The organism is Streptomyces sp. 8K308, assembly GCF_004348315.1.
GTDB lineage: Bacteria > Actinomycetota > Actinomycetes > Streptomycetales > Streptomycetaceae > Streptomyces.
In genome coordinates this window covers 1-12,487 of the sequence record NZ_SMKC01000204.1, presented here as the reverse complement: position 1 = coordinate 12,487, position 12,487 = coordinate 1, and the positions used below count along the sequence as shown (strand labels likewise).

The window sequence follows — 12,487 nt, the reverse complement described above, 5'->3', positions numbered from 1 at the left end:
GGCAGGGTGAAGTCGTGCTCGGTGGGCGTGTAGCCGGCGGTGGGCGGGGGCGGCGTGGCGACGCGGCCGACCGTTCGCAGGTCCGTACCGCAGACGCCGCAGAATCGGTCGTCGTCCTCCAGCGGCTCACCGCAGCCGGGGCAGGCGGAGAGTTGGTCGAGCCTCGGCATTGTCACACCCACGTCCTAGGGCGGAAGCGGTTGGCCGCCTCCACCAGTTCAATGCGTTCACTTCGGGTCGGCGCCAGCCGGGCCAACCGCCGGTACGAGCGTTCGAGGCCCAGCCGGACCCCGGTCTCGTTCAGCGGCTCGCCGAGAAGCTGTCGCCCCTGGTCAGTTTGGACTGGGAAAGATCCGACGGTGCAGGAGATTACCCAGTCGAGTGCGGAACCCAGCACCTCACAGGACAGTTGTTCGGCCAGCCACGGTTCCAGTCCCGCGCCGCGCAGCGCCGCGAGCTGCGCGCCCGCCGCCAGCAGGTCGGGCAGCAGGTCGGGGGTGGCCGCGCGCTGCCGCAGCCGGGCCCGCACGGCCGCCACCCGGGCCGCCGTGTAGTGGGCCGAGGTCTCCGGCACGGACTCGAGCGCGGCCACCGCGCCCCGCCGGTCGCCGGCCGCGAGCCGCACCCTGGCCAGGCCGAAGCTGGCGCTGACGTGGCTGGGATCGGTGCTCCACACCAGCTCGTAGTAGTCGGCGGCGTTGTCCAACTGGCCGAGCACCTCGGCACAGACCGCGAGCGCCAGCTTGGGCGCCAACTCGCCGGGAAACGCGTCGTAGATCGCGTCGAATGAGAGCGCGGCCGTCTCCCAGTCCCTGGTGACCAGCGCGGTCAGCCCCCGGTACCAGACCACCCGCCAGTCACTCCCGCGGCGCTCCGCGAGGCCGGCAGCCGAGGCCCTGGCGATGGCGAGCGACCTGCCGTCCCCGACCTCGAGATAGGCCCGCAGCTCACGGATCCTGACCTCGATGGAGTCGGTGGGCGCGCCACGGAGCGCGACCAGCAGGTCGGCGGGCTCGGTGGCCATCAACCCGGCCAGGAACCCGGCGTTGGCATCCCCCGGATCGACCCGCGGCACCGGCAACGCCAACGCGACGGCCCGCATGTCCGGCCGGACGGTGGTGGGTGGATCGCCTGCGACATCGCCTGCGATGTCGCCTGCGGCGGGCTTGGCGGGGGGCGCGACGGTGGGCTCGGCGGCGGCCGGACCTCCGGCTGGCCCGGACGTTGGCCGGAACCGGTCTGATCCGGTCTGGCCCGTGGCGGGCCAGACCGGGTGGTGCTGGTCAGGCTCACGCAAACCACGCCGCGCCGCGGCGGCCTCGGCCTCGGACCAGGGGCGGCCCGCAGCGGCGCCGCCGTCGGTCTGGTCCGGCGGCCACGTCTCGGCCTCCCAGCCCCCGTCCGGGCTCGCTTCGACGTTCTCACCGCCGGACCAGGCGGCTTCGTGCGGCACGTGCCAACCGGCGTGCCCCGGCTCCGCCGCCGGTCGGTGCGCGGTGCCGACGGCCGGCTGCGCCGGCACGGGCCGAGACATGTCGGCGCCGGCCGCGGACCAGCTGGTGGCGGGTCGGTCGTCCGGCCGTGGGGCGTTGTGTGGGGTGCGGGCAGCCGGCTCCGCCGGCGTGGGCTGAGACGTGTGGGCGTCGGGCGCGGTGGCTGGCTGTACCGGCGTGGCCCGAGGCGTGTCGGTGCCGGCCGCGTTTGTGTCGTGCGGGGCGATGTCCCCGGGCGTGGACGAGCTGGTGGCGGGTCGGTCGTCCGGCCGTGGGGCGTTGAGTGGGGTGCGGCCGGCCGGCGCAGTGGGCGCTGGGGGCTGGCCGGCTGCCGGCCACGGCCCGTGCCAGTGGGGTTGGTCCGGCTCCGCCGGAAGCGCCGCGTTGCCGGTCGTCGGCCAGGCCGCGCCTGGCCCGGCCTTCGGTCCATGGCCCAGGTGCGAGCCGGCCGCGGCCGCCGCACGGCGCTGTGGTTTCGTGCCGCGCCGCGGACCTCGCGGACCGCGCCCGGCCGAGCCGGTCCGCGATCTCGCGCCGAGGAGGGAGACCTCGCCCTCGACCCTGGGGACCAGTTCCGTGTCGACGACGCCCAGTTCGCGGCCGAAGAGTTGGGAGAGCGCGGGGCGCGGTTGGCCGGTGTTGACGGCGACGACCTCGCGCAGCACGCCCGTCAGCTGCTCGGCCATCTCCTGCGCCGAGCCGAACCTGCGCCACGGGTCAGGGTCGGTGGCGCGGACCAGGAAGCGGTAGAAGGACTCGTACTGCTGGAAGACCTCGATGTTCTCCGGGTCCGGCAGGCTGTCCGCGTAGAACGTCGTGTAGCCCTGGAAGTCGAACGTCAGCACGGCGAGCGTGCGGGCCACCGTGTAGAGGTCGGAGGCCACGGAGGGTCCGATCTCGGCGACCTCGGGCGCCTGGTAGCCGACCGTTCCGTAGATCGCGCTCTCCTGGTCGTCCATCCGCCGGACCGCGCCCATGTCTATGAGCTTGAGCTGGTCGTCCTGCTGGATGGCGTTGTCGACCTTGAAGTCGCAGTAGAGCAGGTTCCGGCTGTGCAGATAGCCGAGCGCGTCCAGCGCCTCGATGCCGTACGCGCAGGCCACCTCGACCGGCAGCGGGTCTCGGTGGCCGTCGGGGGCGCGCCGCTCGTTGGCGATCTGCTTGAGCGACTTGCCGCCGACGTACTCCATGACGATGTAGCCGTCCAAGCTGCCGGTGCGGCGGTCCAGGTGCTCCACGAAGTTGTAGATCCGGACGATGCTGGAGTGCTCGATCTCGGCGAGGAAGCGGCGCTCGGAGATCGCGGCGGCCATCGCGTCCTCGTCGCCCGTGTCGAGCAGGCCCTTGAGGACCACCCACCGGTCGGAGACGGCCCGGTCGATGGCGAGGTAGATCCAGCCGAGGCCGCCGTGCGCCAGGCAGCCGGCGATCTCGTACTGGTCCCGCACCACGTCTCCCGGCTGCAGCTTGGGCACGAAGGAGTACGGGTGGCCACACCTGGTGCAGAAGCCCTCGGTGCGTCCCGGCCGGCCGGAACGGGCCCGGCCCACCGGCGCCCCGCAGTCGCTGTTGCCGCAGAACCGCTTGCGTTCCGGCACCTCCGGGTCCTCGAGGACCGCCGACAGCGGGTCGGGGCGCGGCACCTCGGGCATCGTGACCAGGCCGGCGCCGAGCCGCGAGCGCGCCGTGCCGCTGGCGCTCGACCGGGAGCTGCGCACCGAGACCGAGTCGACGGCGAGGCCACCGGTCAGCGAACGGGAGAGCCGCCCGGAGACCGAGCGGCGTGAGGACTGTGAGCGCGAGGACTGCGAACGTGAGGGGCGGGACGGGCGCGAGGAGGATGAGGTGGACGAGGAGGAGTCGTCGTCCTCCCAGGCGTCCATAGCGTCCACGGCCCCCAGGGAGCCCACGGCGCCCGGCCGCAGCGCGCCGGAGAGTCCGGTCGCGTTCTCGCCCAGCATGCCGAGCGGCGAGACCACGGGTGCCAGGCCGCAGTCGCCGCAGTACAGCTCGCCGCCGCCGACGTCCTCGTAGCCGCCCTGGCAGCCGGGCCGCTGACAGGGCAACTGGCGGTCCTCGGGCGGCGGGGGGCTCACGAGTCGCTCCTCGGCATCAGCACCTCGGCCGCAGCCTCCTGGTAGCGCAGCACCGCGTGTTCCGCGGCGCGCAGGTCGCAGGGCGCGGTCCACAGCAGCCGGCGGGCCGCGTCGTACCGCTCCACGAGTAGCGGCTCCTCAGCCTTGCCACAGCGCGAGGCCCGCGCCCGGCAGGCGTCGAGCAGGCCCCGTAGTTGGGCCCGAACCGCGAGCGGCACGGTCACCGCGGAGAGCGAGGCGCGTGCCCGCTCCAACTCCTCCTCGGCGCGCACCTCAAGGCGCTCGAGCAGCGGCGAGAGCCGGTGCCACTGGGCGCGGCGCCGGTAGTCGGCGGCGGTGGCCAGCTCCTCGTGCAGCAGACTCGGGGGGCCGCTGACCGCCGGCACCTCGGAGGCCGCGATCTTGGCCAGCACCTCGCCGCGCGCCGTACGCGCCTCGGCGAGGGTGCGGTCGGCCCTGGAGAGCACGTCGCGCAGCCGGATCAGCCGCTCCTCGGCGTCCTTGCGGACCCCGATGACGGCGTCGACCTCGCGCCTGATGTCATCCAGGGCGCGGGCCGCGCGGTCGTAGCGCGCGGTGTCGGGGCGCCCGCCGCCGGGGGCGCTGCTGCCGCCGTCCGGGATCCAGAACGTCAGCGGGTCGGCGATCACCTCGGCCCGCAGCGTCGTCAACTCCTCGGTGACCTCCTGTAGTTCGTCGCCGGCCGGGTGCTCGCCCGGGCGGACGCCGACCGAGTGGGCCAGGGTGGAGAGCCGGCGCAGTTCGGCGGAGAGCAGGTCTATCCGGGCGGGCAGCGCCGACCAGACGGCGTCGGCGGCGGCCACGATGTCGAGCACGCTGGCGTAACCGGCGTTCATCCGGGCGACGAGTTCCTGCCAGCCGACCGACTCGGCCGGCTCGTCCTCGCCGGAGAGCCTCAGGTGCGCGCCGTCGAGGAGCGCCGTCAGCCGCCGCAGCTCGTCCTCGCCGGGGTAGCGGCTGCGTGCCCGCAACTGCCTGGCGTCGTGCAGCGCTTCGGTCAGGACGTCGAAGTGCGACCACAGCAGCGGGACCAGGCGCTCGGCGCGCTCCCACCGCTCTCGGGTGACGCCGGAGAGGTCGGCGCCCTCGAGCAGTCGGCGGCCGGCGTGGTCCTGGAGGGCGAGCAGGGAGCACTCGATCGCCTCGTGCTCGGCGCCGAGCCGGGCCAGCGTGCGGTCGACCTCTTCCCGGCTCAACACCTTCCCGGTGGATTCCGGGGCCATCGCTCTCTCCCCTCTCCTCTCCTTCACTCGTCCGTCCTGGTCCTGGTTCTCTTCCCCGAAGCCGGTGCGGGTACCGCCTGGTGCGGGTGGTGCGCGGCGCGGGTGTCGGCCGCCGCTCACTCGCGGTAGAGCGGTTCCGGCGGCACGGGGGGCGGGTCGGTCCGCGGGTCGTAGAGGTAGGGGGCGAGCCACTCGTCGTACGAGTTGCGCCAGGCGCTCTGGGTGCCGCCGGCGCGGTAGTCCTCGAGGACGGCGTTGACCCAGCGCACCAGGTCGGTGTTGGCCAGGTTCATCGCCACGCCGTAGGACTCGCTCGTCAGCGGCTCGCCCACCATGCGCATCGACGGGTCCTGCGCGACGTGCCCCGCGGCCAGCGCGCTGTCCGTCATCAGGGCGTCGGCCTGGCCGAGTTGCATGCGGACCAGGCAGTCGAGGTGGTTGGGCACGCGGATCACCTCGGCCCCGTGGTGCTGGCGGTCGAGCAGCCGCTCGGCGGTCGAGCCGTCGGCGCGGCACAGCCGGGCGCCGGCGAGCGACTCGTCGAAGCCGGTGATCTCCGAGCCGTCGGGGACGACGAGTTGCTGGCCGGTCTCGAAGTAGGCGGTGGAGAACGCCACCTGCTCGCGGCGTTCGCAGGTGATGGACATGGTGCGCACCACCATGTCGACCTGACCGGCCCGCAACGCGTCGATCCGCTGGTCGGTGGGGATGGCCAGGTAGGTGATCTCGGGGGACGGGTCGCCCAGCAGGTCGACGGCGATGGCCTGCACGAGGTCGATGTCGAAGCCGACGATCTCGGTGCTGCCGGGTTCGCGGTAGCCCCACCGGTAGCTGTTGAGGTCGATGCCGACGCGCAGCCGGCCGCGTTCCCTGATGGCGTCCACGGCGTCGCCCACGATGCGGGCGGCCGGCAGGCTCTCGGCGGCGTTCCGGTCGCCGGCGCAGCGCTCCGGTTCGGCCAACGGGCCGATCCCACTGTCGGCGCTGGTGCCGTCCACGGTCCCCGCCGGGCCGGCGGCCGGCGCCGGGGCGCCGCAGCCGGTGGCGAGCACCACGGCGGCGACGACCGCGCCCAGCGCGACCCGGCCGGCCGCCGTCCTCCGATTCGTTCGCGTCATCATCGGCACCCCTCGGATTCGGGGACGCCGGCAGCCCCCGGCCGGTTGCCCTGGCCGCCGGCGCCCACGGCCGGCACCGCGAGCCTGGCCCCGACGGTGGCCTGGAACGTGCCGGGAGCCATGCGACGGATCGTCACCATCAGCCCTGGGCAGGGCCGGTACCCGGCCGGCCTTTCCGGTGCCGTCGCCCTCGCGCGGACCCGCCGCCGGCTGGCAGGCCGGGCCGGCCCGGTGGGCCGGTGACCGGTGGCTGAGCGAACCGGTTCGGTCGTGGCGAGCCGTGCCGCTCCGGGTGTGGTCAGCACGGTCGTCATCGCCAGCCCTGCGCAGGGCCGGTGCCCGACCCGGCTTTCCGGCGCCGCCACCTCCGCGCGGCCCCGCTGTCGGCCGCCAGGCCGGCTCGGCCGGTGTCGCCCGGTCATCGGTACTCCGAGAGTCGGCGGCCGATGCCGAGGGCGGTGCCGGTGGCGCCGAGGATGACGAGCACCACCGAGCCGGCCGCCAGGCCGTCGAGGCGGCTCCGGCCACGGTCGCCCGCCGCCTCGAACTGTTCCTGCTCGTGCGCCACGGCGTCGGCCAGCGAGTCGTTGACCCGGTCGAACATCTCGCCGGTCGAGCCGCGCCCGCCGATCACCTGGACGACCGCACCGTCGTAGTCCCCGGCGAGCTCCAACTCCCTGGCGGCGGCGTGCCGCTCCGACCACTCGCGGGTCGCCTCGATGGCCCGCTGGACCGGCGCCTCGCCCGCCGGGTCGCCGGCCGCCAGCTCCGCGGCCTCGGCGAGCAGGCCGCCTGGCCGCTCCGGATCCGAGCCGCGCAGGGTCTGGAGCCTGGCCTGGAAGCTCTCCTCCGACGCGTCGTCGGCGCCCCGCGCCACCAGCGTGATGTTCTCGTCGCCCCTGGCCCGCAGCGCCTCGGTCCACGCGCCGTTGAGCGAGCTGAGCGAGCGCGCCGCTCCCCGGTCCGCCTCGTTGAGCGCGTCGCGCGCCAGGGCGTGCGCGCCGGCCAGCCACAGCAGGAGCACGGTCGCGGCGGCCGAGGCGGCGATGAGGCCGGGGCTCAACAGCCGGTTGGTGCGCAGGTAGTGACGCCGCTGGGCCCAGGCGAGCGCCACCAGGGCCGCGCCGCCTGCGCCGAGCGAGAGCCAGGGCCAGGCCCGCGCCTCGGCGATGTCGTGCTGGAACCGGTGGGTCTCGAGGTCGTAGAGGTCGGCGGCGGCCACCAGCAGGGTTTGCTGCATCTGTTCGTCGGCGTACCGCAGGTACGCGCCGCCGAGCGGCAACCCCTGGCGGTTGTTGGCGCGGGCGGTCTCCACGAGCCCGGTGTAGACCGGCAGCCGCTCGTTGAGCAGCGTGATGTACTCCTGCGCCTCGTCCGAGCCCGAGGAGTCGGCGGCGGCGTCGGCCAGCCGGCCGGCCGCGTTGGCGATGTCCTCCTCGTACCGCTGCCGCACCGCGGGGTCCTCGTCGGCGCCGGCCAGAAAGCCGGTGGCGGCGGCCGTGTTGGCGTCCGCCAGCAGCCGGTAGATCTCGGCCGCCCCCGCGCTCAGCGGCTGGCTGCTCTCCAGCACCGTGTCCGCGGCCCGGTACCGGTCGGTGACCTGCCAGAACGTCACCGCGCCGAACAGCAGGAGCAGGCCGGCGAGCACCACGCCGATGATCCGCAGCCGGCCGGGCTCGGTCCTGGCGGTCGCGCGCAGCCGGGCCGCGGCCTCGACCCACGACCTGCGGCGCGGCGGCTCGGTCGGCGGCACGGGCGCGGGGGGCGCCGGCGGCGCCGACGAGGCCCGGGGCGCGGGCGGTGCCGGCGGAGCGATCGGCGGGTGAGTCACGTGTACGGGCCCTCCCCCTCACGATTCCGGCACGGGCCACGGCGAGAAGTATGCCGCTCGCCTCGGGCAACCAGACAGTCCCTGCCAGGATCTTGTTTCATGATCGGGATCTTCGGGAGCGCGCCGCTTCCGCCAGTGCTCACGCGACCGGTGGCCGCGCGGTTCCCGGCGGTGGTGCGGAAGAAGGGAACCCATGGCTGACCAGGCCGAGCCGGTGTTCCCCGGCACGGTGTCCCTGACCGGGGACGGCCTGCGGCTGCGGCAGTGGACCCAGGCCGACGTGGAGTCCGTCGCCGAGCTGTTCGACGACGAGGAGATCGCCCGGTGGACGCCGCTGCCCTCGCCGTTCGGGCTCGACGACGCCAGGGCGTACGTGGCCAGGGCGATCGAACGGGCCGCGGCCGGCAGGTCGATCCAGCTGGCCATCACCACGGACGGCCACCGGCCGCTCGGCGAGGTCGGCGCCTTCGGCATGCGCACCGGCCCCGACGGGGTCTCGGTCGAGCTCGGCTACCTCGTGGGCCGCCGCCACCGCGGCCACCGTCTCGCGGTCCGCGCGCTGTCGTTGCTGACCGACTACGCGCACTGGGAGCTCGGCGCCCGGCGCACGGTGCTTGGCATCGAGCGCCACAACCTGGCCAGCGGCGCGGTCGCCCGCGCCGCCGGCTACCGCCTCACGGACGCCCAGCCCGTCACGCGCGAGCACCGCGGCCGGCGCGTCGAACTCCACGTCTGGGAGCGGCTCGCCCGCCCGGCGGGCTGACCGGGGCCGCGCCGGCGCGGTCAGCTGAGGCGGAGCCCCAGGTGGTGGGTCGGGTCGACCTGGCGGAGCGGGGTGAAGCCGACGCGGTCGTAGAAGGCGCGGGCCCGGGTGTTGGCCGGGCTCATGCCGAGGTGGACGCCGGGGACGCCGCGGGCGCGGAGGGCGTCGAGGAAGGTGGTCATCAGGCGGCGGCCGAGGCCGCGGCCCTGTCCCGGCGGCAGCAGGTCGATGTGCAGGTGCGCCGGGTACTCGGCGGCGATCTCGGGGACCAGCATCAGTTCGGCGTGGTGCAGCAGGTGCCGCAGGTGCTCGTCCGCGTCGGCCGGTTCGCCGGCGGGCACGGGGAAGCGGTCGGCGACGGTCGGCAGCCAGCGCTCGCGGAACTCGGCGAAGAAGCGGGTGCTGTCCGCGGTGCCCACGATGTAGCCGAGCACCCGCTCGCCGTCGTCCGCCACGAAGACCAGCTCCGGTTCCAACTCGGCGTAGGGCTCGGCGAAGATGGCCGGCAGGATCGCCGGCTCCCTGAAGTGCTCCGTGGCGTCCTCGCCGACGTGGCCGGTGCGTATGCAGATCTCGTGCAACGCCGCGCGGTCGGCCGGTCGGTAGCCGCGGATGGTGACGGAGGACGTGGTCATGCCGACATCATCCTCCCGCGCCCGGCGGGGGAGGCCGGCTCTTCCGCCGCCGCCCCGGCCGTCCCCGCCGCCCCGCCCGGGCCGGTTCGGCCGGGGATCGCCAGCACGGCCAGCACGGCCAGCACGGCCAGCACGACCAGCGCGGCCAGCAGCGCCGCGCCCAGGCCGACCCCGCCGGCCTGGTCACTCTGCGGCGGCCGGCTCCCCCGCGGCGCGTGGTTCGCTCTGCCCGCCAAGCGGCAGCGGCACGGGCAGCGGCTCGTGGTGCACCAGGCCCGCCTCGTCCAGGGCACGCTTCAGCCGCCACCGCAGCTCGCGCTCCACCTCCGGAGCCCGCCCGGCCTGCGTCTTGGCCGCGACCTTCACCAGCATCGACTCGGCGGACACCGACTCCACGCCCAGGTACCGCACCGGCTCCCACATCAGCTCGTGCCACGGCTCGGCGCGCGACAGCTCCGCGCCCACCTCGGCGATCATCTTCCGCAGCCGCTCGACGTCCGTGTCCGCCGGCACCTCCACGTCCACCAGCGCCGTCGACCAGCCCTGGCTCAGGTTGCCCACCCGCTTGATCTCGCCGTTGCGCACGTACCAGACCTCGCCGGCGTCGCCGCGCAGCGTCGTCACCCGCAGGCCGATCTCCAGCACCGTGCCGGTGGCCTCGCCCACGTCGATCGTGTCGCCGACCCCGTACTGGTCCTCGAGCAGCATGAACATCCCGCTGATCACGTCCTGCACCAGGCTGCGCGCCCCGAAGCCGATGGCCACACCGGCGACGCCGGCGCTCGCCATCAGCGGGCCGAGCTGCACCCCGAGCTCGGACAGCACCATCAGCGCCGCCGTGCCCAGGATCAGCACCGAGGCGGCGCTGCGCAGCACCGAGCCGATGGCCTCCGAGCGCTGCCGGCGCCGCTCGGAGTTCAGCAGCAGCCCGCTTCGCGCCAGCCGGCGGTGCTCCGGGGCCTCGCGGTTGAGCCGCGAGATCAGCCGGGTGATGGCGCGCCGCACGACCCACCGCACGGTCAGCGCGATCACGGCGATCAGCAGGATCCGCAGCCCGGCCGTCAGCCAGGTCTCCCAGTCAACGCTCATGTCTCGCTCATCGGTCCTCTCGGTTCACCGATCCACGGTAAACAAGGTGGGGACGGCGTGGGAGCGTGCGATGACCGTTCTGTGGCGAACCCCATGCCGTTCCACGGTTTGTCCCGATGTCCGCCGCTCGACCCGTGTCGCGTGCTCACCCGGTGTCAGCTCCCCTGGTTAGCCTGACGGAATGCAGCACAGCGAGGAAGCCAAGCAGGTCGTCGGGCCCGGTCCTTCGGCCGCGGCGGCCGGCGCGGCGGCCGGGCGCCCGCGCCCGGGGCGCAGGTTCGGGCCGCGCTCGGCCGCGGCGCGCCTGGCCATCCTGGAGGCGGCCCGGGCCCGCTTCGCGGCGGACGGCTACGAGAAGGCCACCATCCGCGCCATAGCCGCCGAGGCCGGCGTCGACCCGGCCATGGTCATGCGGTACTACGGCAGCAAGGCCGGCCTCTTCTCCGCCACCGTCCGCGCCGGCGAGGAGCCGGCCGACCTCTCCCGGGTGCCGCGCCAGGAGATGGGCGGGCACGTCGCCCGCCTGCTGCTCGACCCCTGGGAGCGCGGGACCAACGGCGCCGAGGCCGCCGTGCTACGCGCCGCCCCCACGCATGCCGAGGCCGCCAGGTCCGTCCAGGCCACCGTCGCAGGGCGGCTCGTCCCCGCCCTGCGCGGCGCCTTCCCCGACGACCCGGATCTCGAGACGCGGGCCGGCCTCGTGCTCACCCAGAGCCTGGGCGCCGCGCTGCTGCGGTACGTGCTGCGCGTCGAGCCGGTCGCGTCCATGGACTACGAGACGCTCGTCGCCTTCGTGGGCGCCGCCATCCAGCACCACCTCACCGCCCCGCTGCCCGCCCGCCTGGACGCGCCGGACGGGATTCCTGGGACGCGTGTGGCGAACGACACAATCAGCTCATTTCCCGATCGTGGTGGCGCCGCGGGCCGTGCCCAGGACACACTGAGGTAGATCGTCCCGGCGCGAGCCACGTGCCGCCGACGGAAACGGAGGGCGTCCGTGCCACACGTCTTGGTCCTCAACGCGTCGTACGAACCACTCGGCGTCGTATCAGTCCGCCGCGCACTCATCCTGCTCCTCAACGACAAGGCCGTCAGCCTGGAGTCCACAGGCGCCTTCATGCGCAGCGCCACCCACGCCATCCCCGCGCCCAGCGTGGTGCGGCTCAAACGATTCGTCCGCGTTCCCTACCGCAGCGCGGTGCCGCTCACCAGGCGCGCCCTGTTCGCCCGCGACGGCGGCCGCTGCGCCTACTGCGGGGGCGTCGCCACCAGCGTCGACCACGTCATCCCGCGCAGCAGGGGCGGCCAACACGCCTGGGACAACGTGGTGGCCGCCTGCCGCAGCTGCAACCACATCAAGGCCGACCGCCAGGTCGCCGAGCTCGGCTGGCGGCTACGCCATCAACCGGGCCCGCCGTCCGGCCTGGCCTGGCGCATCATCGGGACCGGCCACCGCGATCCGCGGTGGCTGCCGTATCTCCGCCCCTACGGCGCGGACGACGCCCTCGCCAGAATCGAAGGCCGCGACGTCGCTGCCGCGACGGGCTAGCCCACGGCGCGTCGTCGCTGCCGCGACGGGCTCCGCCGCCGGCCGCCGCGCAGCGGCTTGGCGGCTGCGTCGGCGCGGGGGCCGACCACGCCCGGCTTCGCCGGGATGGTAGGCCGCTCGGTTCGGACTGGCCTGGCGGCAGCGAGCCTCGCGCTGCCGTGTGCGGGGCTTCGCCGCGTGCGCGGCCACGGGGCGTCCCGGCCGCCGGACCAAAGTCCTGACGGACGGAGCCGACGTCGCTGCCGCGCAGCGGCTTGGCGGTACCGTCGGTGCGGCTGGCCGCCCTCGCCGCCGCGCAGTGGTCCGGTGGCTCGGTGCCGGAAAACAGGCGGCTCGTGCCGCCTCCGGCGGCAGATTTTGCGCCACACCCAGCGCGACCTGCCTCGCTTTCCTGTCGCGAGAACGGATGGGCTGGCGTTCACTGGGTAGGGCAAGCGGTGTCCAGCCAGGTCCGCCGCCCTCGCGAACGGAGAACGTCGTGGCCCCAGCCGCCGCCCGGATCGAGATCGAGACAGAGAAACAGTGGGACCGGGAACCGCCGGTCCTGTTCCCGATGCCCGCCGAGGCCACGGAAGCCCACGACCTCCCCCTCACCAGCGAGCCGCCCCTCGGCCAGCTGATCCCCCTCACCGCCGAGCGCCCGTTCGCCCTCGACCCGCCGCTCACCGC

Annotated in this window: 11 protein-coding genes and 2 pseudogenes; 4 read left to right on the top strand and 9 right to left on the bottom strand. The window is 74.6% G+C overall.

The window, feature by feature from the left end; all coding sequences use genetic code 11:
- Positions 1-74 precede the first annotated feature (74 nt).
- The 6 genes and pseudogenes from E1265_RS39550 to E1265_RS24030 all read right to left on the bottom strand — a co-directional run.
- Positions 75-170: pseudogene (locus E1265_RS39550) on the bottom strand (zinc-ribbon domain-containing protein); the annotation flags it as partial.
- A gap of 2 nt (positions 171-172) precedes the next feature.
- Complete coding sequence (locus E1265_RS39545) at positions 173-3,589, bottom strand: tetratricopeptide repeat protein (RefSeq protein WP_243741068.1); 3,417 nt, start codon at positions 3,587-3,589, stop codon at positions 173-175.
- Positions 3,586-4,833 (bottom strand): hypothetical protein, encoded by a 1,248-nt coding sequence (locus E1265_RS24040; protein ID WP_165953857.1) that lies wholly within the window; start codon positions 4,831-4,833, stop codon positions 3,586-3,588. The genes E1265_RS39545 and E1265_RS24040 overlap by 4 nt, the downstream gene beginning before the upstream one ends.
- A 116-nt stretch (positions 4,834-4,949) precedes the next feature.
- Complete coding sequence (locus tag E1265_RS24035) at positions 4,950-5,954, bottom strand: glutamate ABC transporter substrate-binding protein (protein ID WP_132933084.1); 1,005 nt, start codon at positions 5,952-5,954, stop codon at positions 4,950-4,952.
- Positions 5,951-6,073 carry a hypothetical protein gene (locus tag E1265_RS40380; RefSeq protein WP_279571458.1) on the bottom strand — a complete coding sequence of 41 codons (123 nt, stop codon included), beginning with the start codon at positions 6,071-6,073 and terminating at the stop codon, positions 5,951-5,953. The genes E1265_RS24035 and E1265_RS40380 overlap by 4 nt, the downstream gene beginning before the upstream one ends.
- A 296-nt stretch (positions 6,074-6,369) precedes the next feature.
- Positions 6,370-7,782 (bottom strand): hypothetical protein, encoded by a 1,413-nt coding sequence (locus E1265_RS24030; RefSeq protein WP_243741067.1) that lies wholly within the window; start codon positions 7,780-7,782, stop codon positions 6,370-6,372.
- A 193-nt stretch (positions 7,783-7,975) separates the two neighbouring features.
- Here E1265_RS24030 and E1265_RS24025 point away from each other — a divergent pair, with 193 nt between their 5' ends.
- Positions 7,976-8,545, top strand: a complete 570-nt coding sequence (locus E1265_RS24025) for a GNAT family N-acetyltransferase (protein ID WP_132933083.1) — start codon at positions 7,976-7,978, stop codon at positions 8,543-8,545.
- A 20-nt stretch (positions 8,546-8,565) separates the two neighbouring features.
- On the opposite strand, the gene E1265_RS24020 is transcribed toward E1265_RS24025, so the two are convergent.
- From E1265_RS24020 to E1265_RS24010, 3 genes are read right to left on the bottom strand one after another with little or no spacing between them, the layout of a single operon-like run.
- Complete coding sequence (locus E1265_RS24020; RefSeq protein WP_132933082.1) at positions 8,566-9,180, bottom strand: GNAT family N-acetyltransferase; 615 nt, start codon at positions 9,178-9,180, stop codon at positions 8,566-8,568.
- The gene (locus tag E1265_RS24015; RefSeq protein WP_132933081.1) at positions 9,177-9,416 is read right to left on the bottom strand and encodes a hypothetical protein; all 240 of its coding nucleotides are present in this window, start codon (positions 9,414-9,416) and stop codon (positions 9,177-9,179) included. Before E1265_RS24015 ends, E1265_RS24020 begins: the two co-directional genes overlap by 4 nt.
- Positions 9,364-10,269 carry a mechanosensitive ion channel family protein gene (locus E1265_RS24010; protein ID WP_132933080.1) on the bottom strand — a complete coding sequence of 302 codons (906 nt, stop codon included), beginning with the start codon at positions 10,267-10,269 and terminating at the stop codon, positions 9,364-9,366. The genes E1265_RS24015 and E1265_RS24010 overlap by 53 nt, the downstream gene beginning before the upstream one ends.
- 181 nt (positions 10,270-10,450) lie before the next feature.
- On the opposite strand from E1265_RS24010, the gene E1265_RS24005 reads away from it, so the two are divergent.
- The 3 genes and pseudogenes from E1265_RS24005 to E1265_RS23995 all read left to right on the top strand — a co-directional run.
- Entirely contained in the window at positions 10,451-11,218 is a 768-nt protein-coding gene (locus E1265_RS24005) for a TetR family transcriptional regulator (RefSeq protein ID WP_132933079.1), read from the top strand.
- Between the two features lie 48 nt (positions 11,219-11,266).
- Entirely contained in the window at positions 11,267-11,818 is a 552-nt protein-coding gene (locus E1265_RS24000; RefSeq protein ID WP_132933078.1) for an HNH endonuclease, read from the top strand.
- Positions 11,819-12,296: 478 nt separating this feature from the next.
- A pseudogene (locus tag E1265_RS23995) lies at positions 12,297-12,487 on the top strand (hypothetical protein); the annotation flags it as partial.